This window comes from Pseudomonas sp. E6002 (assembly GCF_013385565.1).
Classification (GTDB): Bacteria; Pseudomonadota; Gammaproteobacteria; order Pseudomonadales; family Pseudomonadaceae; genus Aquipseudomonas.
In genome coordinates this window covers 364,013-385,668 of sequence record NZ_JACAPT010000002.1, presented here as the reverse complement: position 1 = coordinate 385,668, position 21,656 = coordinate 364,013, and the positions used below count along the sequence as shown (strand labels likewise).

Genomic DNA, 21,656 nt, shown 5'->3' with positions numbered 1-21,656 from the left:
AGAGGATTGCAGTCATGTTCAATGACATCAGTCGCCTCGGTAAATACCTCGGTCAGGCCGCGCGCCTGATGGTCGGCATGCCCGACTACGACACCTACGTCGAGCATATGCAAACCAAACACCCGGACAAACCGATGATGGACTACAAGGCGTTCTTCCGGGAACGCCAGGAGGCCCGTTACGGCGGCAAGGGTGGGCCCAAGTGCTGCTAGCCCGGTAGTTCGGGCTGCGGTGATACCTTGTGGGAGCGGGCTTGCTCGCGAAGGCGGTCTTTCAGTGATGCATGTGCTGACTGACACGCCGCCTTCGCGAGCAAGCCCGCTCCCACATTTGTTTTGTGTTTCTTCAAGGAGAATTCTTTGTCCTCTCCCATTCCCGTCACCGTCCTCAGCGGCTTCCTCGGCGCTGGCAAGACCACCTTGTTGCGTCACCTGCTCAAGGCCGAGCACGGCTTGAAAATCGCCGTGATCGAAAATGAATTCAGCGACGCCGGTATCGACACCCAATTGCTGGGCAGCGAGCCGGTGCAAGTCATGACCCTGTCCAATGGCTGCGTGTGCTGCACCATCCACACTGACCTGACCAAGGCCCTGTACCTGTTGCTGGAGCGCCTGGACAGCGGCGAGATCGCGTTCGACCGCCTGGTGATCGAGTGCACCGGCCTGGCCGACCCGGCCCCCGTGGCCCAGACCTTTTTCATCGATGAAGAACTGCGCGAGCGCTACATCCTCGACGGCATCATCACCCTGGTGGACGCGGCCCACGCCGAGCACCACCTGACCCAGACCATCGCCCAGGCGCAGATCGGGTTTGCCGACCGCCTGCTGGTGAGCAAGCGCGACCTGGTGGACGATGCCACCTTCGACGCCCTCAGCGAGCGCCTGACTCGTATCAACCGCCGGGCGCCGATTCGTGTGGTGGAACATGGCAAGATCGACCTCGCCGAACTGCTGGATGTGCGCGGCTTCAACCTCAACGCCGGCATGAGCCTGCGCCCGGTGAGCCAGGCGCCGTCCATCGACCGTATTTCCAGCCTGGTGCTGCGCACTGACCAGCCGCTGGATATCGACAAACTCAGCGAGTTCATGAACGAGCTGCTGGAAGACCACGGCAAGCAATTGCTGCGCTACAAAGGCGTGCTGAACATTGCCGGGGAAGACCGGCGCATGGTGTTCCAGGGCGTGCTGAAGCTCTACGGGTTCGATTGGGACACCGAATGGGCCGAAGGCGAAGCGCGGGAAAGTGTGATTGTGTTTATTGCTGACGAGTTGCCGGAAGAGAAGATTCGCGAAGGCTTTGCGCGGGTTTACCAATCCTGACTTGAAACGCAGTCAAAATGTGGGAGCGGGCTTGCTCGCGAAAGCGGTGTATCAGTCAGCCCATGCATCAACTGACACAGCGCTTTCGCGAGCAAGCCCGCTCCCACATTTGATGTCATTTCAAATTGAGAAAGCAGCGTTTTCAGGCATAAAAAAGCCCGGCTCAAGAGCCGGGCTTTTCATTCAAGCAACTGCAATCAAGCGCCGTATACCGGCAGCTTCTTGCAGATGGCCTTGACCTTCTCACGAACAGAATCAATCACTGCTTCGTTGTTCAGGTCAGCCAGGATGTCGCAGATCCAGCCAGCCAGTTCCTTGCACTCTGCTTCCTTGAAGCCACGAGTGGTCACAGCCGGGGTGCCGAAGCGCAGGCCGGAGGTGACGAACGGCGAACGTGGGTCGTTCGGCACCGAGTTCTTGTTCACGGTGATGAAGGCTTTGCCCAGAGCGGCGTCAGCGTCTTTACCGGAGATGTCCTGCTTGATCAGCGACAGCAGGAACAGGTGGTTCTCAGTACCGCCGGACACCACGTCAAAACCACGCTCGATGAACACGCCGGCCATGGCCTTGGCGTTTTTCACCACTTGCTGCTGGTAGGTCTTGAACTCAGGCTGCAGCGCTTCCTTGAAGCAGATTGCTTTGGCGGCGATCACGTGCTCCAGCGGGCCACCCTGGCCGCCTGGGAATACGGCGGAGTTCAGCTTCTTCTCGATCTCGGCGTTGGCGCGAGCCAGGATCAGGCCGCCACGTGGACCGCGCAGGGTCTTGTGGGTGGTGGTGGTCACGACGTCAGCGAACGGCACCGGGTTCGGGTAGACGCCAGCGGCGACCAGACCGGCCACGTGGGCCATGTCGACGAACAGATAGGCGCCGACCTTGTCAGCGATTTCGCGGAAGCGTGGGAAATCCAGGATCTGCGAGTAGGCAGAGAAACCGGCCACGATCATTTTTGGCTTGTGCTCAATGGCCAGGCGCTCGACTTCGTCGTAGTCGATCAGGCCGTTGCCGTCGATGCCGTACTGAACGGCGTTGTACAGCTTGCCGGAGGAGGAAACGCTGGCGCCGTGGGTCAGGTGACCGCCGTGGGCCAGGCTCATGCCCAGGATGGTGTCGCCCGCTTGCAGCAGGGCCAGGTACACGGCGCTGTTGGCTTGGGAGCCGGCGTGTGGCTGGACGTTGGCGTAATCGGCGCCGAACAGTTCCTTGGCGCGGTCGATGGCCAGTTGCTCAACGATGTCGACGAACTCGCAACCGCCGTAGTAGCGCTTGCCCGGATAGCCTTCGGCGTACTTGTTGGTCAGAACCGAACCTTGAGCCTCCATCACGGCGGGGCTGGTGTAGTTTTCCGAAGCGATCAGCTCAATGTGCTCTTCCTGGCGCTGAGCTTCTTGCTCCATGGCGGCAAAGAGATCGGCGTCGTACTTGGCAATAGTCAAATCACGGCTGAACATGGCGGTCCTCAAGGATCGGGGGCAGAAAAGAAGCGCATTCTAACCCAATGGGTTTTAGATGGCATATGAAAGGACATCATGTCGCGGACAAGCGGGGCTCATCTGGGGATAGGTGGTGTTTGTTCGGGCCCCTTCGCGAGCAAGCCTGCTCCCACATTCAATCGGGTTCCTTCAGGTGGAATACGGTCGAATGTGGGAGCGGGCTTGCTCGCGAAGAGGCCATCCGCATCACCTGAGGATTTCAGTCGAACATGAACAGCGCATCATTGCTGAACTGCGCCTCAAACCGGTTCGCCGGCATCGGTCGCCCGAACAGGTAGCCCTGCACCTCATCGCAACCGTGCTCCCGCAGGAAGTCCAGCTGCTCATGGGTTTCCACACCCTCGGCGATCACCGCCAGGTTCAGGCTGTGGGCCATGGCGATAATCGCCCGGGCAATCTGCGCATCCTGCTCGCCCGACGGCAGGCCGTCGACAAAGGTGCGGTCGATCTTCAGCACGTCGATGGGGAACTGCTTGAGGTAGTTCAGCGATGAATAACCGGTGCCGAAGTCATCTACCGCGATGCTCAGGCCGAGGTTTTTCAGGCTGGCGAGGATCTGCATCGCTTCGTTGACCTCGCGCATCAGGATACTTTCGGTCAGCTCCAGCTCCAGGCACGCCGGCGGCAGGCCGGTGTCCTTGAGGATGGTGGCGATGCGCTCGCCCAGTTGCCCGTCGGAGAACTGCCGGGCCGAAATGTTGACCGAGACCTTGGGTACCCGCACCTTGTTCTGGTGCCAGGTCTTGAGTTGGCGGCAGGCTTCGCTGATCACCCAGTCACCCACGTCCACCACCAGCCCCAACTCCTCCAACACCGGGATGAAGTCCCCCGGCGGCACTAGCCCGCGACGCGGATGGCGCCAGCGCAGCAGGGCTTCGGCGCCGGTCAAACGTTTGCCGTCGCCGCTGAACTGCGGCTGGTAATACAGCACGAATTCGTTCTGTTCCAGGGCGTGGCGCAGGTCGCTTTCCAGCTCCAGGCGTTCCAGGGCGCTGGCGTTCATGTCGGCCTGGTAGAACTGGAAGTTGTTCTTGCCCCGCTCCTTGGCGTGGTACATCGCCGTGTCGGCGTTTTTCATCAACTGGCTGAGTTCGTTGCCGTCCTGCGGGCTCAGGGCGATGCCGATACTGGCGGTGACGAAGAACTCGCGGCCCTCCAGCACAAACGGCTTCACCAGGCTGGCCAGAATCTGCTCGGCCACGTGAATCGCCCGGTTCAGCGCCATCTCACGGTTGACCCGCGGTTGCAGCAGCAAGGTGAACTCGTCGCCACCCATGCGCGCCACGGTGTCGTCTTCGGCGACGCAGCCCAGCAGGCGGGTGGCCATTTCCTTGAGCATGCGGTCGCCGGCGGCGTGGCCCAGGGAGTCGTTGATCGGCTTGAAGCGGTCGAGGTCGAGGAACATCAACACCACCCACGACTTCTGCCGTTCCGCCGATTGCAGCGCGGTGTGCAGGCGGTCCTGGAACAGCGTGCGGTTGGGCAGGTGGGTCAGGGCGTCGTAGTAGGCCAGGCGGTGGATGCGCTGCTCGCTGGCCTTGCGTTCGCTGATGTCGCTGAAGAAGCACACGTAGCTGGCCAGGTCGCCTTCGTCATCGAACACGGCAGTAATTCCGACCCAGGCCGGGTAATGCTCGCCGTTGCGGCGCTTGAGCCACACTTCGCCTTCCCAGGTGCTGTGCTGGTGCAATTGCTTGAGCACGTAGCGCAGGTGGGCTTCCTGCTGTTCGTCGACGGTGAGCATGTTCGGCAACTGGTCGAGCACGTCCGCCACCGCATAACCGCTGACCCGGCTGAACGCCTCGTTGGCCTGCACGATGTAGCCGGCCGGGTCGGTGATCAGGATCGCCGAGGTGGAGTGTTCGAATACCGTGGCCGCCATGCGCAGGTCTTTTTCCGCACGGCGCTGCTGGCTGATATCGCGACCCACGCCAAGGATGCCCTCGAACGCGCCGTGTTCGTCCCACACCAGCACCAGGCGCAGTTCGATGGGGATCTTGCGCCCGTCGGCCCGCAGGCAGTCGAACAGGAACAGCTGGGTCTGCACGTCGTTGCGCAAGGCCGCGAGGGATTCGGGTTGGTCCAGGGCTCGGCTGACTTGCTCCACCAGGGAGTAGATACCGGTCAGTTGCTGCGGGTTGGCGATGGTCGATTGCCAGCCGTTTTCGAAGATCCAGTCGACGTCATAGCCCAGCACCGCGTTCACCGAAGGGCTGACGTAGTTTAGGGCCAGCTTGCTGTCGGTGGAGAAGATTACGTCGCTGATGCTTTCCGCCAGCATGCGGTAGCGCTGTTCGCTGTCACGCAGGGATTCACTGGCTTCGATCTGGTCGGTGATGTCCTTGGCGACGCCGATGATGCGCGTCACCTGGTCAGTCTTGTCACGGGCCAGGGCCTGTTCGCGGATGTCGAAGCGCCGCCATTGGTTGTTGCGGTGGCGAAAGCGCAACTGGCACTGCAACTGGCTCAGGTAGCCGGCCTGGCGCTGTTGCAGGCGCAGGTCGTGGTAGCGCTCGGCGTCTTCGGGGTGCAGCAGGATCTCCCAGAAGTACTCGCCCATCTGCTGCAGCTCGGGCTTGTTGTAGCCCAGGGTGTGGCCCAGGTGGTGGTTGCTGAAAATCATCCGCTGGCTGATCACGTCCTGCACATACAGGTGATCGGGCACGGTGCGCACCACGTCCGACCAGAAACTCTCGCGCTCCACCAGTGACAACTCGATCAGCTTGCGGCTGGTGATGTCGCTGATGCTCAGGATCACGGCCTTGAAGTCGTCCTGCTGTTCCGGCAGGCGCATCACCAGCCACAGGTATTGGTCGTTGCCTTCGATATCGCTGAGCTGGATTTCCAGTTCAAGCTGCTTCTGCTGGGTCAGCACCGCGTCGATCACCTGGTTGCCGATGGCGGTCGGGCTCGACGGGCAGGCGTCGATCAGGCGTTCCCAGGCCTGCTCGCAAGAGGCAACATTCAGCAAGCGCACCGCCACCTGGTTGACCTCGGTGATGCGCAGTTCCTTGAGCAGTTGCTGGCGCTGTTCCGGGTTGTCTTGCAGCAACTGTTGCAACTGCTCGCGGGTTTGCAGTCGGGCTCTATCGAAGAACGCGCGCAGGCCCGACAGGTCGAGCACGCACAGCGCCACGCCGGTGCCTTCGAAAATATCCTGGTAGCGCCGGCGCCCCTCGTGCACCTGGCGCTGGCGGCGGCGCATGTTCAGCAGCACGATCACCGGGATCAGCGAGAAGGCCAGGCCCAACAGGCATTTGCCGATAAAGGCTGGCAGCAGTTGCTCCAGCACGGCGGCGCGGTCGAACAGGCCGCGCAGTTGCCAGTCGCTCTTGCTCAGGGGCGTGACCAGTACACTTTTGTTCAACTCGTCCGGGGTCAACGCGGTGGCCCATTGGGCCGGCATCCCGCTGTCACGGCTGACCACCCGGTGGTTCAGGCGGTTTTCGATGACCCACATCGGGCGCTGGCCCTGGCCGTCCTGGCGGGTCAGGTTGGCCAGGTAATTGGGGGCCAGGCGCAAGGCCCAGTACATCTTGGTGCCGCCGCTGGGCTGGTGCAGCAGCAGGTAGATGACGGTGCCGTCGTTGTTGTTGCTCAGGTAATAGGACTGGGCGTGGCTGCGCTTGACCAGTTCTTCGAGCCAGGCGCTGTCCTGGCTGTCGCTGGCGCTGTCACTGATCATCGCGCCGCTGGGGGCGAGCAGGGCGACGCTGCGCAACTCCGGCAAGGAGCGTTGCAAGGTGCGCATCAGGATTTGTTGCTGTTCGGCGTCCCGCGGCGGTTCGACGATCGGCAGCAGGTTCAGCGCGATCTGCGCACTGAGGGCCATGTTCAGGCTGATCTGTTCGGCCAGGTCGGCGCTGTAGTCGATGGTGTATTGCTGCTGGTTTTTCTGGTTTTGCTGCAACTGGTCCAGCAGTTGCCAGAACAATAATGCGAGCAGCAACAGGACCAGCGTCGCCAATGCGCCCTTCAGGGTTCCGTGCAGGGGCGCTCCCGGCGCTATATGAGCGGCGCGCAGGGGAGTTGGCGGCGTTACGTTGGACAAACTGTGATCCTGCGGTTTGGCTGGACTGGCGCGCGACGTGCACTATAAGCCGGACGCCCGGAGGGCGGCTAGCATGCCTTGTGTTGTGGCAAAGTGCCAGCCCCGCCTGGCTGGACTGCCCACCCGCATTCAGGTAGCTTTGCCGGTTACGCGAGGGCGTTCCAGCCCCAGACAATCAGGCATCTACCGCACGCAGGCATTGATAGACATCAACGGCCCGCGCGGCGCATGGCCTGGCACGGGTTTCGCCCGCTTAATTCATCAGTCACTGACGCTAGGTTCACCATGGCTCAATACGTCTTCACCATGCATCGGCTGGGAAAAGTTGTTCCGCCGAAGCGGGAAATCCTGAAAAACATTTCTCTGTCCTTCTTCCCGGGCGCCAAGATCGGCGTGCTCGGCCTCAACGGTTCGGGTAAATCCACCCTGTTGAAAATCATGGCCGGCGTCGACACCGAGTTCGACGGCGAAGCCCGCCCGATGCCCGACCTGAACATCGGCTACCTGCCACAGGAACCTATCCTGGACCCGACCAAGACCGTGCGTGAAGTGGTCGAGGAAGCGGTCAGCGTGATCAAGAACGCCCAGGCCCGCCTGGACGAGGTCTACGCGGCCTACGCTGAAGAAGACGCCGACTTCGACAAACTGGCGGCAGAACAGGCCAAGCTCGAAGCCATCCTGCAAGCCGCCGACGGTCACAACCTGGACCGCCAGCTGGAAGTCGCCGCCGACGCGCTGCGCCTGCCGGCGTGGGACGCCAAGGTTGAACACCTGTCCGGTGGTGAAAAGCGTCGTGTGGCCCTGTGCCGCCTGCTGCTGTCGGCCCCCGACATGCTGCTGCTCGACGAACCGACCAACCACCTGGACGCCGATTCCGTCGCCTGGCTGGAGCATTTCCTGCACGACTTCCCGGGCACCGTGGTTGCGATCACGCACGACCGGTACTTCCTGGACAACGTTGCTGGCTGGATCCTCGAGCTCGACCGTGGCGCCGGTATCCCTTACGAGGGCAACTACTCCGGTTGGCTGGAAGCCAAGTCCGACCGTCTGGCCGCCGAATCCAAGCAACAGTCGGCCCATGAAAAGGCCATGAAAGACGAGCTGGAATGGGTGCGTAAAGGCGCCAAGGCGCGTCAGTCGAAATCCAAGGCCCGTCTGGCGCGTTTCGAAGAGATGCAGTCCCAGGAATTCCAGAAGCGTTCCGAGACCAACGAAATCTACATCCCGGCCGGTCCGCGCCTGGGTGACAAGGTCATCGAGTTCAAGAACGTCTGCAAGGGCTACGGCGACCGCGTGTTGATCGACAACCTGTCGTTCTCCATGCCAAAAGGCGCCATCGTTGGCGTGATCGGCGGTAACGGTGCGGGTAAATCCACACTGTTCCGCATGCTGATGGGCAAGGAGCAACCGGACTCGGGCACCATCGAAGTCGGCGAAACCGTGCAGCTGGCTTGCGTTGACCAGAGCCGCGACGACCTCGACGGCAGCAAGACGGTGTTCCAGCAGATTTCCGACGGTTCCGACCAGATCCGTATCGGCAACTACGAAATCCCGTCGCGCACCTACGTGGGTCGCTTCAACTTCAAGGGCGGCGACCAGCAGAAGTTCGTCAAGGACCTGTCCGGTGGTGAGCGCGGTCGCTTGCACCTGGCCCTGACCCTGAAAGAAGGCGGCAACGTATTGCTGCTCGACGAACCGTCCAACGACCTCGACGTTGAAACCCTGCGTTCCCTGGAAGAAGCCCTGCTGGACTTCCCGGGCGCCGCCATTGTGATCTCTCACGATCGGTGGTTCCTTGACCGCGTGGCCACTCACATCCTGGCGTACGAAGACGACTCCCAGGCGGTGTTCTTCGAAGGCAACTACACCGAATACGAAGCCGATCGCAAGAAACGCCTCGGCGAAGCTGCTGCCCAGCCGCATCGTGTACGGCACAAGAAACTGGCCTGATTCGGGTTGGTGGTTTGAACAAGCGGAGCCTTCGGGTTCCGCTTTTTTTTGCGTGTTTTCAGGTGGACCGCGTCGTCTGCATCGCAGGCAAGCCAGCTCCCACAGTTGACCGCATTGTCATGGATGTACTGGATCAAATGTAGGAGCTGGCTTGCCTGTGATAGCGGATTAACTGTTGGTGCAAGGCCTGGATTGAAATCCTCATTAAGGTGCAAAAAACGCCTGTATTTATATCTAATGCACCATTTAAATTCACAAAAGCGACATTTTGCCCTGTCGCGGTGCGACATGAATTGATAAAGTCCGGGACAAATCTCCTTTAACGACAATAAATTTGCCGAGACTTTTCATGATCGAATCCGTTGAATCCTTCCTTGCCCGCCTCAAGAAACGCGACCCCGACCAGCCGGAATTCCACCAGGCCGTGGAAGAAGTCCTGCGCAGTTTGTGGCCGTTTCTTGAAGCCAATCCCCACTACCTGAACTCGGGCATCCTGGAGCGCATCTGCGAGCCGGAGCGTGCGATTGTGTTCCGGGTGTCGTGGGAAGATGACCAAGGCAAAGTACGGGTCAACCGCGGGTTCCGGATCCAGATGAACAGCGCCATAGGCCCCTACAAAGGAGGCCTGCGCTTCCACCCGTCGGTGAACCTGGGCGTGCTGAAATTTCTCGCCTTCGAACAAACCTTCAAGAACTCCCTGACCTCGCTGCCCATGGGCGGCGGCAAGGGCGGCTCGGACTTCGATCCCAAAGGCAAGAGCGACGCCGAGGTGATGCGTTTCTGCCAGGCGTTCATGAGCGAGCTGTATCGCCATATCGGCTCGGACGTGGATGTGCCCGCCGGTGATATTGGCGTGGGCGCCCGGGAGATCGGCTTCCTGTTCGGCCAGTACAAGCGCCTGAGCAACCAGTTCACCTCGGTGCTGACCGGCAAGGGCATGAGCTACGGCGGCAGCCTGATTCGCCCGGAGGCCACCGGTTTTGGCTGCGTGTACTTCGCTGAAGAAATGCTCAAGCGCAACGGCGAGCGGGTCGAAGGCAAGCGCGTGGCCATCTCCGGCTCCGGCAACGTCGCCCAGTACGCGGCGCGCAAGGTCATGGACCTGGGCGGCAAGGTGATTTCCTTGTCCGACTCCGAAGGCACTCTGTACTGCGAAAGCGGTTTGACCGAAGAACAATGGTCGGCACTGCTTGAACTGAAAAACGTACAGCGCGGGCGCATCAGCGAGCTGGCATCGCGTTTTGGCCTGGAATTCCGCGCCGGCAAAGCACCATGGGAGCTGGCCTGCGACATCGCGTTGCCCTGCGCCACTCAGAATGAACTGGACGCCGAAGCGGCGCGCACCCTGTTGCGCAATGGCTGCGTCTGCGTGGCCGAAGGCGCCAACATGCCGACCACCCTGGAGGCGGTGGATATCTTTATCGAGGCCGGCATCCTGTTCGCGCCAGGCAAGGCGTCCAATGCCGGCGGGGTGGCGGTGAGCGGGCTGGAGATGTCGCAGAACGCCATGCGCCTGCTGTGGACCGCCGGTGAAGTGGACAGCAAGCTGCACAACATCATGCAGTCGATCCACCATGCGTGCGTGCACTACGGCGAAGAGAACGGCCGGGTCAACTACGTGAAGGGCGCCAACATTGCAGGCTTCGTGAAGGTTGCGGATGCAATGCTGGCCCAGGGCATCGTTTAACCCTCGGGTTCGATGCGCAGGATTTCGATCAACTGATCACCGACGGGGCGCCTCCACAGCACCTCGTCGCCCACCTGTGCACCCAGCAGCGCGCGGCCCAGGGGCGAACCCCAGTTGATCAGGCCCACCGTGGCGTCGGCCTGGTCTTCGCCCACTAACTGAATGCGCTGCTCTTCGTCCTGTTCGTTGGCAAAGGTCACCCAGCTGCCGATTTGCACCTTGTCGGTGGAGGTTGCCGGCGCCACCACCTGTGCGCTTTGCAGGCGCTGGTTGAAGTAACGCAAATCCCGCTCAAGGTCGGCCTGGCGCTGTTTATCGGCCTGCTCGCCCTTGGCGGATTCTTCGCTGTGCTCATGCTGCAACTGCGCGACCCTGGCCTGCAATTGTGCAAGTCCGCGGGCAGTGAGGTGATTGGGTTGCGCGCTGACCTGGCGTTCCACCGGTTGGCTGGCCTGGGCAGCGGCGCTGTCTTCGTTGACGAAAGCTCGACTCATGACGTTCTCCTGCTATGGAGTTTGGGCCATGGTCGCAGGGGTTAAGTTTCGCTGGATGTCTGGAAGCGACCTATTGCGAGCGAAAGGCCCTGGCAGCGTCGCGGTCTTTTTCCTGTTGCCAGGCGCGTTCGCGGTCGTCCCAGTGGCGATTCTTGTAGTCGTTCAGGTCTTCGTTCTCGCGCATGGCCTTGCATTGGCGAAAGCCATCATCCCAGCCTTCGGCGTAGGTGCGGTCTTTCAGGTAGCGCGGGACGTTCTTGCGAAATTCCCCGGTGATCACCCCGGCGGCCTGGCGGCCGCTGCTGCAACCGTCGTCATAGCCATCGGCGAAGGCGGGTGGATAACCCTTGGCCAGCAAATCCTCATGGGTTGATTGGCAACCCGACAGCAGGGCCAACAGGCCCAGCACTACAGCGTACCGCCACATCGCTTGCTCCCTGGCCGTTGAACGGCTGATGGGGGAAGTGTAGGAGTGGATTCGTTCGGGGTATGTGAAACGGATGTGAGAAATCCGTGTGACGCTGCGGCTTCGGGCGATCACGCGCGCCCTGTGGCGAGGGAGCTTGCTCCCGCTGGGGCGCGAAGCGGCCCCTGTTCAGGGTATTGAGATATTCCAGAGAGGGTGAGGTGTCTGGTTTTGGGGCTGCTGCGCAGCCCCGCGGGAGCAAGCTCCTTATGGACTAATTAGAGATCGTTCCCACGCTCTGCGTGGGCATGCCGCTCTGGACGCTCTGCGTCCGCTTTTAAAGGTCGTGACGCAGAGCGTCACAGGATGCATTCCCACGCGGAGCGTGGGAACGATCTACGGCTCAGGGATTAATAGTGATACCACTTCACTTCCAGCATCACTTCGTTCACCGGTGTCGCGAGGTGGCTGTATTCCCGCTGCGCACTCAGTCTCAGCCCCAGGTTGCGCGACAATTCCCACTGTTGATTCAGGCTGATACTGCGCCGCACCTCGCCATTGGTGAAGAAGTCACCCTTGGCTTCCAGGCTCAGGTTGCCCAGCGGGTTGCGCCACAACACACCTGTATTGAACCCGGCAGCCGGGGAGATGGCTTCACCGAAGTCGCTGTTGTGCTCCACGCGCACGGTGCCGAGGGCGAAGCCAAGCATGTCGTCGCGCAGTTGCCAGGTGCCGCCCGCGCCACCGTTGACGTGGCTGACGAGTGTCTCGTCGTCATGCTTGCCCGGTACGCGCTCCAGGCCGCCGGTGACTTGCCACGACCACGGCTGCAGCAGCTCGTTGCGTGGGGTCAGTGAGCGGATGGTTGCCAGATCCAGTTGCTGCAATTGCCAGTGGTTGCCTTCGTACTGGCGCAGTTTCATTTGCAGGATTTCAATCTGCGCGCCCAAGGGGAAGCCTTCGGCGTTGTCGTTCAGGTCGTGGTAGGCCATGCGCAGGCCGTATTCGCCGAAAGCCTTGTCGCCCCGGGTGCCGATGCCGGCTTGCCAGGTGCGGGATTCGTGGCCGTCTTCGGGCAGGCCGGGGCGTTCGATCTTCAGATCCGGCGCCGGGTTCTGGTTGATCGCCCGCAGCAGTTCGAAGCTGCGCTGGGAGCGTTCGGTGTCGCGCTCCAGGCCGTTGGCGCGGTAGCGGCCAAGGCGGTAGGCGGCGTCGATGATCAGGGCCTGGCGGTCTTTGGCGATGGCCTTGAACGCCGGGTCCTGCAGTTGTTTCTGGTCGTCGCTGATCTTCAGCACCCATTGCTGCTCGTCGCTGTCCAGCGGCTTGGCGCGTTCCAGCAGCTCCCGTTCACGGGAAGGGCGGTAATCGATTTTCTCCACCAGGCCGGCTTCTTTCACGGCTTTTACCGTGTCGGTAGGGATCGCGGTCAGCGGGAATTGTTCGGTCAACCGCAGGCTTGGGCGGGCCACTTGCAGCAGTTCCAGCAGGCGATAGGAGCAGTTTTCGTCGAAGAAGAAGTAGTCGAACTGGATCTGCTTGAGTTCCCACACGTGCTCGACCATGCGCTCGGTCTCGACCTGGGTCAGGTTCAGGCGGTATTCCCACAGGTCGCGGTTCTCCAGGCTACGGTATTCCGAGAGTTTTTCCTGGTAGGGCACCAGCGCGAACAGGCCCGGGTAGCCGCCCATCAGGCCCTTCCAGGCGTAGAGGATGCTGTTGTCCGAGCCTTCGATATAGGCACCGAAGTTGATCGCGTAGCTGAGCAGGGCGGTGTTGTTGCTCTGCACGTCAGCCTGGTCGATGCGCAGCAGGGTATGGCCGAACATTGATGACGGGCTGTTGAGGTAGGCCGCCGGGAAGATCATCACCGCGCTGTGGGGGGCGACGTCCTTGAACCATTGCTTGAACTCCTTGCAGTCCAGCGTCGGCAAGTCCGTCAGGTGCAACTGGTCCTTGAGCCAGCGTGTACGTGCCGGGTAAACGCATTGGGCGTGCTTTTCGCCGAGGCTGGCCGGGGCATACAGCGCCTCGACAGTGGCCTTCAGCTCCTGGTCCGGATGGTGGGCGCCATCGGGGGCGAGGAAGAATTTCTTGTCGCTGACATAGCTGCGCCAGCCTTTGAACTTGCCGGATTCGTAGTGCCCCAGCGAAAGCCAGAACGGGTCGTTGGCCAGTTGCTGCAAACGTTGATCATCAAGGTGCGGCGCCGCATACAGCGGGGCGCAGGCGAAGAGTGCCAGGTAGGCAAGGCGTTTGAGCATGTGGGCAACTTAAGTCGAGATAAAAAGACCCAAAGGGGAGGCAGGTCCAAAAATAATAAAACCCGTGCCTCGAAAGGCACGGGCGGGTCGAGCTTAAGCCTGGGTAGCGTATTTCGCCAGACGGGTGTCGCTTTTCAGTACAGCCAGGGTGTTGTTGTGCACGTCATCAGCGGTTACGTCAGCCTTGCTGAAGATTTGCTGGAAGTGCTCGTGAGTCACAGCGGCAAAGTGCTCGCGATCTTCAGGAGCAACGCCCAGTACTACAGCGTAGGTAGTCAGCGCTTCGCCGTTACCCTTGGCCATGTCTTCGGACAGCTCGTTCATCATGCCATTCATGGCAATCCACGATTTGCCACCGTAGGTCAGTGCGCTGTTGGTGCTGCAGCCGTTGGTGCCCGAGGTCATGCCGAACGTGGCGTTACCCGAGGTACCGTTGGTGGTGGAGGCCAGGAAGTGAGCCGGAGTGCCGCGTTGGCCTTCGAACAACATGTTGCCCCAACCGCAGTTCGGGCCACCTGGCGCTTCTGCCATTGCATTGAGGGAGACGACGGTGAAGAGAGTACCGAGAAGGATCCGTTTCATAGCTTTGTTCTCTTTGTGTGCAAACCAATGGACAAGGGTTCAGGTGCCTGACAGCACCCTAGGGGTCGGTTATTAGTCCAACCCGCAGCAGGTTGGAGTTTAGGCATGATCCAAGGGTTCCGTGACTTTTTATGAAACAAGCCGGAAACACTCGGTTTTTTTACAGCCCCGAACACGGGTCTATGCTTTCCCCAAGCCGTCCTTGCCAGCCGGCCCAACCCGGCGCCAGAATGCCGTCATCTGCCCCGCCTGATGTAAGGAAGCCCGATGCCTGATCCTGTTGCTGCCAGCTTGCGTCTAGCGCCCGAAGCGCTGACTCGTCCTTTTTCCGCTGAACAGTTCAGCTTCTCGACCACCAATGATTTGGAGCCCTTTCGCGGTGTGCTTGGCCAGGAACGTGCGGTCGAAGCCTTGCAGTTCGGTGTGGCCATGCCACGCCCCGGTTACAACGTATTTGTGATGGGCGAGCCCGGTACCGGGCGCTTTTCGTTCGTCAAACGCTACCTCAAGGCCGAAGGCAAGCGCCTGCAGACCCCGGCCGACTGGGTCTACGTCAATAATTTCGATGAGCCTCGCGAACCCCGCGCGCTGGAACTGCCTGCGGGCGGTGCTGCCGCGTTCATCTCCGATATCAACGGCCTGATCGACAACCTGGTCGCGACCTTCCCGGCGGTGTTTGAACACCCGACGTATCAACAGCGCAAAAGCGCCATCGACCGTGCCTTCAACCAGCGTTACGACCGTGCCCTGGACGTCATCGAGCGCCTGGCCCTGGAAAAAGACGTGGCGCTGTACCGTGACAGCACCAACATTGCGTTTACCCCGATGCTCGACGGCAAGGCCCTGGACGAGGCCGAGTTCTCGCAGTTGCCCGAAGCCGACCGCGAGCGTTTCCACACCGATATTTCCGAACTGGAAGAACGCCTCAACGAAGAACTCGCCAGCCTGCCCCAGTGGAAGCGCGAGTCCAATAACCAGATGCGCCAGTTCAACGAAGAAACCATCACGCTGGCCTTGCAGCCACTGCTGGCGCCGTTGTCCGAAAAATATGCGGAGAACGCGGCCGTCTGCGGCTACTTGCAGGCGATGCAGGTCTACCTGCTGAAAACCGTGGTCGAGCAACTGGTGGACGATGCGAAAACCGACGCCCAGGCCCGCAAGTTGCTGGAAGAACAGTACTGCCCGAGCCTGGTGGTGGGGCATCCGATCAACGGTGGCGCCCCGGTGGTCTTCGAGCCGCATCCGACCTACGACAACCTGTTCGGTCGTATTGAATACAGCACCGACCAGGGCGCGCTCTACACCACCTATCGCCAATTGCGCCCGGGTGCGCTGCACCGTGCCAACGGTGGTTTCCTGATCCTTGAAGCCGAGAAGATGCTCAGCGAGCCGTTTGTATGGGACGCCCTCAAGCGTGCCTTGCAATCGCGCAAGCTGAAGATGGAATCACCGCTGGGCGAACTGGGCCGCCTGGCCACGGTGACCCTCAACCCGCAAGTGATCCCGTTGCAGCTCAAGGTGATCATCATCGGCTCCCGCCAGTTGTACTACGCGTTGCAGGACGCGGATCCGGACTTCCAGGAGATGTTCCGGGTACTGGTGGATTTTGACGAAGACATCCCGATGGTGGATGAAAGCCTGGAGCAGTTCGCCCAGTTGCTGAAAACCCGCACCTCGGAAGAAGGCATGGCGCCGTTGACCTCCGATGCGGTGGCGCGGCTGGCGACCTACAGCGCGCGGTTGGCGGAGAACCAGGGCCGCTTGTCGGCGCGTATCGGTGATTTGTTCCAGCTGGTCAGCGAGGCGGACTTCATTCGTCACCTGGCCGGTGATGAGCGCACCGACTCCGGGCACATCGAGCGCGCACTCAAGGCCAAGGCCACGCGCACCGGGCGGGTGTCGGCGCGGATTCTCGACGACATGCTCGCCGGGGTGATCCTGATTGACACCGCCGGCGCGGCGGTGGGCAAGTGCAACGGGCTGACGGTGCTGGAGGTGGGTGACTCGGCGTTTGGTGTGCCGGCGCGGATTTCTGCCACGGTGTACCCGGGCGGCAGCGGCATCGTCGATATCGAGCGTGAAGTTAACCTCGGCCAGCCGATTCACTCCAAGGGCGTGATGATCCTCACCGGTTACCTGGGCAGCCGTTATGCCCAGGAATTCCCGTTGGCGATATCGGCGAGTATCGCCCTTGAGCAGTCCTACGGCTATGTCGACGGCGACAGCGCGTCCCTGGGCGAAGCCTGCACCTTGATCTCGGCCCTGTCGAAGACGCCGCTCAAGCAGTGCTTTGCCATCACCGGCTCGATCAACCAGTTTGGTGAGGTGCAGGCGGTCGGCGGGGTCAACGAGAAGATCGAAGGTTTCTTCCGTCTTTGCGAGGCCCGCGGGCTGACCGGCGAGCAGGGGGCGATCATTCCCCAGGCCAACGTCGCGACACTGATGCTCGATGAGAAGGTGTTGCAGGCCGTGCGGCAGGGGCAATTCCACGTCTATGCCGTGCGTCAGGCCGACGAGGCCTTGAGCCTGCTGGTGGGTGAGCCTGCGGGTTCGCCCGACGAAGAGGGGCAATTCCCCGAAGGCAGCGTCAATGCGCGGGTGGTGGAGCGTCTGCGGGCGATCGCCGAGATGATCAGTGAAGATGACCTGAAGGAAGCCGAGAAGGAGTTGGCGCAGGAAGCACTGGCTGAGACCAAGCCGGTGTAATCAATGCCGAAGGGGCCTGGTTCCAGGTCCCTTCGGCATATTTTTGACGCCGTCGTGACGGCAGTCGTCCGTTGGTCCCCCAGCCTTGGTTTGTACCGGGTTTCTTCTATTCTCAGCTCAAGGGATAGCCACAGGAGTCGCTGGATAGAAACAGTCTTGCCTTGCGAGGCTGAATACCGGATCTACCGAGGGTCGCCGCCATGTCGCGCAACCTCTGCCTCACCCGCCAGTGCCTGGGCCTGGTCACCCGTATCGAATGTTCCATTCGCCCTCTCGCGGGGGATACCGGGATGTGGACCTTGTTGTTTGCCGCCGGAATGACCGGCGAACAACCCTCCACCATCAAGTCCCAAGGCCCGTTCCACGGACCTTTCGTGGCACAAACCATCCTCGATTCGATTGTTGAAAGCCTGACCCTGCACGGCTACGAGCTGGCTGACGACCCGCAGATCTGGTGCCTGCACCTGCAGGCGCACTTGCGACAACTCAACGGTGGGCGGCAGACGGTGCTAAGCGATATCCGCTGACCGCACTCCCCCCGTAGCAGCTGGCGCTCGACAGCTGCTACGGGGGAGGGGCTATGGCTTGGGGGCAGGGGCCGCCTCGGGTTTGTCCAGCTTCACCTCAAACCCATACTGCACCGTGTCCAGGCCGGTGCGCTGGTAGGTTTCCAATGTAGTCGGCTGGCCGTAGAAGTAATGCACGTCGAACAGCGCCGTGCCGTATTCCTCGGCGCGGTGGCTGACGCCGAGAATTTCCTTCAGGTAGTTGCCGCTGGCGTCCTTGGCATAGAACCGCCAGCTGTCAGAGGGAAACAGCTTCTGGTCGACAATCAGCGCGTTGTCCTTCAGCTCCAGGCCCTTGGGCAGTTGCCCGGCAGTGAGGCTGCCTTTCTCGATGGTCGCCAGGAACAGCGGCATCGATCCGACGGCAAACCCCGGGTTTTCAGGAAACAGGTTCAAGTCATAGGTGATGGTGCCGCGCCCGGGGTCGACCTCGTAGGCTTCGGCGGGCAGTTCGATCGGCTCGCCAAGCTTGCCTTCGTCGTTGGCGGTGAGGAACGTCACCGGGGCATCGCCGCCGCCGCGGTCCTCGCCCAGCAGGTCGTCGTTGAAGGTGTATGGGTGATCGAACTCAACGTGCGCCGCACTGGCGTCATCCACCGACTGGTTGATGGTGACGCTTTTCTTCAGTTGGTCTTCGGACAGGGTGGCGTCCTTGAGCCAATCCGCGGCCTGGTCGTCATACACGGTGACGGGCATCGGCAACGGCTGTACGGTTTTTTCCAGGCTGTTCTTGTCGAAGCGCCGTACGGGCAGGTCCAGGTCCTTGCGGGTCACCGTGGCCTGGGAAAAGTCGAGCACGCTGACTTGCACATTGTCGATCAGGCCATTGAAGTACACCTTGGTGTAGTGGCTGTTCTGCTTGAGCTCGAAGGCTTTCTGCTCGTCTTCCAGCTGTTTCTCGAAGGCGTCGGACCAGGCCTTCTGCTTCTGCATTTCGGCCAGTTGCTTCTCGTAGAACGCCAGTTGCGCGGCGTTTTCGTTGATCGAGCCCGAGCGCGAGAGAAATTGCCCGGTGGTGTCACGAGCCTGCACCAGCAACGGGTTCGGCGATTCGTCCGCGACTTCCGGCGCCAGCGGGGCGCTGTTGGTCAGTTCGATCTCGGCGTAGTTCTTTTCCAGGGCCAGCAGGGTGACCGTGACGTTTTCTTCGGTGCGCTTGCGGCCCACGTCCTTTTTCGACAAGTCGAAGGTGAAGACTTTACGCGGGGCAATCACTTCCACCTTGCCCTTGAGGGTGACGGGCTGCGGCTGGCTTTTGTTCTCCGTCTCGACGCCTTCGACGAACGGGTAGGTCACCGTCAGGTCATCGGGGTTGGTCAGGTTGGAACTGGTGGGGCTCAACTGGATGCCCGGGTCGGTTTCCGACCATTCCGGCTGGAACGGGATGACCTTGTTGTTGCTCAGGGTCACCGACTGCCATTCCAGGCCGTGTGGGAAGGGGAACTGGTCGGGCATGTTGAAGTTGAACGGGAAGATCGGCTGCAGGTCCGTCAGGTAGTCCGAATGGGACGCCTTGCGCAGGACAAACAGGCCATTGATGTAGGTATCGACCAGGGCCTGCGGCGTAGGGTAATGCTTGAGCAGCGCCAGGGCGTCTTCGCTGTACTCGGCCTCGATGGGCTTGGTGGCGAGCTTGGCGCGCGCCCGTTCCAGCAACAGCAGCGAGCCTCCGAGCTCGGACACGGCGTCCTTGAGCTTGGGGTCCTGGATGGCGTCCAGGGATTGTTCGAACTTGGCGGTTTTCTCTTCGAGACTGGCTTGCTTGTGTTCATCGCTTGGGGAACAACCGCTGCCCATCAGCAACGCCGCACACAGGCCAAGGCTGGCCAAAGGGGATCGCACATCCATTATCTGAGTTTTCCTGTCCGACATCATCGAGCCGAGTTGATGAGCTCGACACTAGCAGAAAAATTCCTTAACAGATGCCGTACAGATCAGTTTTCTCGACGGTTTCTGGGGTTTGGGTGCGGCTGGTATACTCGCCGCCATTTTTAGCCAAGCTGTGTGAGATTCAATGGAACGCTTTATCGAAAATGCAATGTATGCCTCACGCTGGCTGTTGGCGCCGATCTATTTCGGGCTGTCCCTGGGGCTGCTGGCGCTGGGCCTGAAGTTCTTCCAGGAAGTGTTTCATGTGATTCCCATCGTGTTCACCATGAGCGAGTCGGATGTGATCCTGGTGCTGCTGTCGTTGATCGACATGGCCCTGGTGGGCGGCCTGCTGGTGATGGTGATGATCAGCGGCTACGAGAACTTCGTCTCCCAGCTGGACATCGACGAAAGCAAGGAGAAGCTCAACTGGCTGGGGACCATGGACTCCTCGTCGCTGAAGATGAAGGTCGCGGCGTCCATCGTAGCGATTTCGTCGATCCATCTGCTGCGGGTGTTCATGGACGCCAAGAACGTCGATCCCGAGCACCTGAAATGGTACGTGATCATTCACATGACCTTCGTGGTGTCGGCGTTTGCCATGGGCTACCTGGACAAGGTTACCAAGCATTAATCAGCCCCTGGCGCTCTCCTGCGCGGGGCTCATCAAGGGCGTGGCTTGTGTGCTAGTCTGCTCGCCCTTTTAGTTTGGACGGCACCTGTGTCGTCCTACAGCGGAGCCTTTCTATGTCCGAAGTTAATCTGTCCACCGACGAAACCCGCGTGAGCTACGGCATTGGCCGTCAGTTGGGCGACCAGCTGCGCGACAACCCGCCACCGGGCGTGAGCCTGGACGCGATCCTGGCTGGCCTGACCGACGCTTTTGCCGGCAAGCCTAGCCGTGTGGACCAGGAGCAAATGGCCGCCAGCTTCAAGGTCATCCGCGAAATCATGCAAGCCGAAGCCGCTGCAAAGGCTGAAGCTGCTGCTGGCGAAGGCCTGGCTTTCCTGGCTGAAAACGCCAAGCGTGACGGCATCACCACCCTGGCTTCCGGCCTGCAATTTGAAGTGCTGACTGCAGGTAGCGGCGCCAAGCCGACCCGTGAAGACCAGGTGCGTACTCACTACCACGGCACCCTGATCGACGGCACTGTGTTCGACAGCTCCTACGAGCGCGGCCAGCCTGCGGAATTCCCGGTTGGCGGAGTGATCGCCGGCTGGACCGAAGCGCTGCAACTGATGAATGCCGGCAGCAAATGGCGCCTGTACGTGCCGAGCGAACTGGCTTACGGCGCTCAAGGCGTTGGCAGCATCCCGCCGCACAGCGTTCTGGTGTTTGACGTCGAGCTGCTCGACGTTCTGTAAGACCTTACCTGCAGGAGCGAGCCTGCTCGCTCCTGCAGTGTTTTGCGCGGTTGCTCATGGATGAAACTTGCCATTGAGATCCGTCACCGGGCGCAACGCTCGGGCATAGCAGAACAGAAACAGATTTCTCACCACTTCCTTCAGCACCCCGGGCTCACTGGAACTCAGGCCATTGACGTCCAGGTCGCCCTGATCCTGCAGTTCGCTTAACGCCTCTTCTTCCAGCACCGCGCAGACTTCCCCGGTTTCCCGATGGAGGATTCGCAGGTAAGGGTGTGGACGGTCCAGCCAGGCATCGATCAAATAAGTCATGGGAAGTATCTCCTTGATGGGTTTCAATGAGAATAATTCTTATTCGTAGAATAGCAAGTCCCTATTGGCCATTTCCGGACTTTTCTGTGTGGATATTGTTTTTGATCAAAAGGCCTGGCCTTTTGCCGCCAGCGCGGAAGTGACGCGGGGAGGGTGAAGCGCCATCCCGTGCAGGGCACGGGATGGAGGCAGCATATTCAGACCTTGCGGACGAACTCGGACTTGAGTTTCATCGGGCCGATACCGTCGATCTTGCAGTCGATATCGTGGTCGCCATCGCACAGGCGGATGTTCTTGACCTTGGTGCCGACCTTGACCACCAGGGACGTGCCCTTGACCTTGAGGTCCTTGATCACGGTGATGGTGTCGCCGTCCTGCAGGACGTTGCCCACAGAGTCTTTCTTCACGGATTCATCGCTGGCCGCCTCGGCTTCGGCGCCGACGGCCCACTCATGGGCGCATTCCGGGCAAATCAGCTGGGCGCCATCTTCGTAGGTGTATTCGGAATTGCATTTCGGGCAGGGTGGCAACGTGCTCACTAAAGCTCCTTTGGTTTCAGGATGGCTAAAAAGCGCACATTGTATAGGGTTTT

At 60.8% G+C, this 21,656-nt stretch carries 17 protein-coding genes; 8 read left to right on the top strand and 9 right to left on the bottom strand.

The annotated features are described in order from the left end of the window. Window positions 1-14 precede the first annotated feature (14 nt). Both HX815_RS03835 and yjiA read left to right on the top strand, forming a co-directional pair. Complete coding sequence (locus tag HX815_RS03835; protein ID WP_003176208.1) at window positions 15-212, top strand: YbdD/YjiX family protein; 198 nt, start codon at window positions 15-17, stop codon at window positions 210-212. A gap of 147 nt (window positions 213-359) precedes the next feature. Next, a complete protein-coding gene (gene yjiA / locus HX815_RS03830) occupies window positions 360-1,319 on the top strand; it encodes a GTPase (protein ID WP_003215828.1) in 960 nt (319 codons plus the stop codon). 197 nt (window positions 1,320-1,516) lie between these two features. Here the strand turns inward: yjiA and glyA are convergent, their stop codons facing one another. Then, window positions 1,517-2,770 (bottom strand): serine hydroxymethyltransferase, encoded by a 1,254-nt coding sequence (gene glyA, locus HX815_RS03825; RefSeq protein ID WP_102606011.1) that lies wholly within the window; start codon window positions 2,768-2,770, stop codon window positions 1,517-1,519. Between the two features lie 241 nt (window positions 2,771-3,011). Further along, window positions 3,012-6,863, bottom strand: coding sequence for a bifunctional diguanylate cyclase/phosphodiesterase (locus HX815_RS03820; RefSeq protein WP_023659180.1), 3,852 nt, complete (start codon window positions 6,861-6,863; stop codon window positions 3,012-3,014). A gap of 285 nt (window positions 6,864-7,148) precedes the next feature. Between HX815_RS03820 and ettA the strand changes: the two genes are divergently transcribed. Further along, window positions 7,149-8,813, top strand: a complete 1,665-nt coding sequence (gene ettA / locus HX815_RS03815) for an energy-dependent translational throttle protein EttA (protein WP_003215833.1) — start codon at window positions 7,149-7,151, stop codon at window positions 8,811-8,813. Between the two features lie 349 nt (window positions 8,814-9,162). Continuing rightward, window positions 9,163-10,500 (top strand): NADP-specific glutamate dehydrogenase, encoded by a 1,338-nt coding sequence (gene gdhA, locus HX815_RS03810; RefSeq protein ID WP_003215835.1) that lies wholly within the window; start codon window positions 9,163-9,165, stop codon window positions 10,498-10,500. Here the strand turns inward: gdhA and HX815_RS03805 are convergent. The 4 genes from HX815_RS03805 to HX815_RS03790 all read right to left on the bottom strand — a co-directional run bounded on the left by HX815_RS03805 (window position 10,497) and on the right by HX815_RS03790 (window position 14,246). Then, window positions 10,497-10,994, bottom strand: a complete 498-nt coding sequence (locus HX815_RS03805; protein WP_003215837.1) for a GreA/GreB family elongation factor — start codon at window positions 10,992-10,994, stop codon at window positions 10,497-10,499. The two genes, gdhA and HX815_RS03805, sit on opposite strands and share 4 nt — an antisense overlap. Window positions 10,995-11,064: 70 nt before the next feature. Continuing rightward, entirely contained in the window at window positions 11,065-11,421 is a 357-nt protein-coding gene (locus tag HX815_RS03800) for a hypothetical protein (RefSeq protein ID WP_003215838.1), read from the bottom strand. A gap of 389 nt (window positions 11,422-11,810) precedes the next feature. Next, the gene (locus HX815_RS03795; RefSeq protein WP_177020432.1) at window positions 11,811-13,664 is read right to left on the bottom strand and encodes a DUF4105 domain-containing protein; all 1,854 of its coding nucleotides are present in this window, start codon (window positions 13,662-13,664) and stop codon (window positions 11,811-11,813) included. A gap of 93 nt (window positions 13,665-13,757) precedes the next feature. Then, complete coding sequence (locus HX815_RS03790; RefSeq protein WP_003215845.1) at window positions 13,758-14,246, bottom strand: DUF3015 domain-containing protein; 489 nt, start codon at window positions 14,244-14,246, stop codon at window positions 13,758-13,760. A 267-nt stretch (window positions 14,247-14,513) separates the two neighbouring features. On the opposite strand from HX815_RS03790, the gene HX815_RS03785 reads away from it, so the two are divergent. Both HX815_RS03785 and HX815_RS03780 read left to right on the top strand, forming a co-directional pair. Beyond that, on the top strand, window positions 14,514-16,952 hold the full coding sequence (locus HX815_RS03785; RefSeq protein WP_003215847.1) for a Lon protease family protein: 2,439 nt from the start codon (window positions 14,514-14,516) through the stop codon (window positions 16,950-16,952). 200 nt (window positions 16,953-17,152) lie between these two features. Then, complete coding sequence (locus HX815_RS03780) at window positions 17,153-17,479, top strand: hypothetical protein (protein ID WP_003215849.1); 327 nt, start codon at window positions 17,153-17,155, stop codon at window positions 17,477-17,479. 51 nt (window positions 17,480-17,530) lie between these two features. On the opposite strand, the gene HX815_RS03775 is transcribed toward HX815_RS03780, so the two are convergent. Then, window positions 17,531-19,366, bottom strand: coding sequence for a hypothetical protein (locus HX815_RS03775; RefSeq protein WP_003215851.1), 1,836 nt, complete (start codon window positions 19,364-19,366; stop codon window positions 17,531-17,533). A gap of 166 nt (window positions 19,367-19,532) precedes the next feature. On the opposite strand from HX815_RS03775, the gene HX815_RS03770 reads away from it, so the two are divergent. After that, complete coding sequence (locus tag HX815_RS03770) at window positions 19,533-20,021, top strand: TIGR00645 family protein (protein ID WP_003215853.1); 489 nt, start codon at window positions 19,533-19,535, stop codon at window positions 20,019-20,021. 113 nt (window positions 20,022-20,134) lie between these two features. Further along, window positions 20,135-20,752 carry an FKBP-type peptidyl-prolyl cis-trans isomerase gene (locus HX815_RS03765; RefSeq protein WP_003215854.1) on the top strand — a complete coding sequence of 206 codons (618 nt, stop codon included), beginning with the start codon at window positions 20,135-20,137 and terminating at the stop codon, window positions 20,750-20,752. Window positions 20,753-20,806: 54 nt separating this feature from the next. On the opposite strand, the gene HX815_RS03760 is transcribed toward HX815_RS03765, so the two are convergent. Together HX815_RS03760 and HX815_RS03755 are read right to left on the bottom strand one after the other, a co-directional pair. Beyond that, window positions 20,807-21,064, bottom strand: coding sequence for a hypothetical protein (locus tag HX815_RS03760; protein ID WP_003215856.1), 258 nt, complete (start codon window positions 21,062-21,064; stop codon window positions 20,807-20,809). 197 nt (window positions 21,065-21,261) lie between these two features. After that, window positions 21,262-21,603 carry a zinc ribbon domain-containing protein YjdM gene (locus HX815_RS03755; protein ID WP_177027819.1) on the bottom strand — a complete coding sequence of 114 codons (342 nt, stop codon included), beginning with the start codon at window positions 21,601-21,603 and terminating at the stop codon, window positions 21,262-21,264. Window positions 21,604-21,656: the final 53 nt, after the last annotated feature.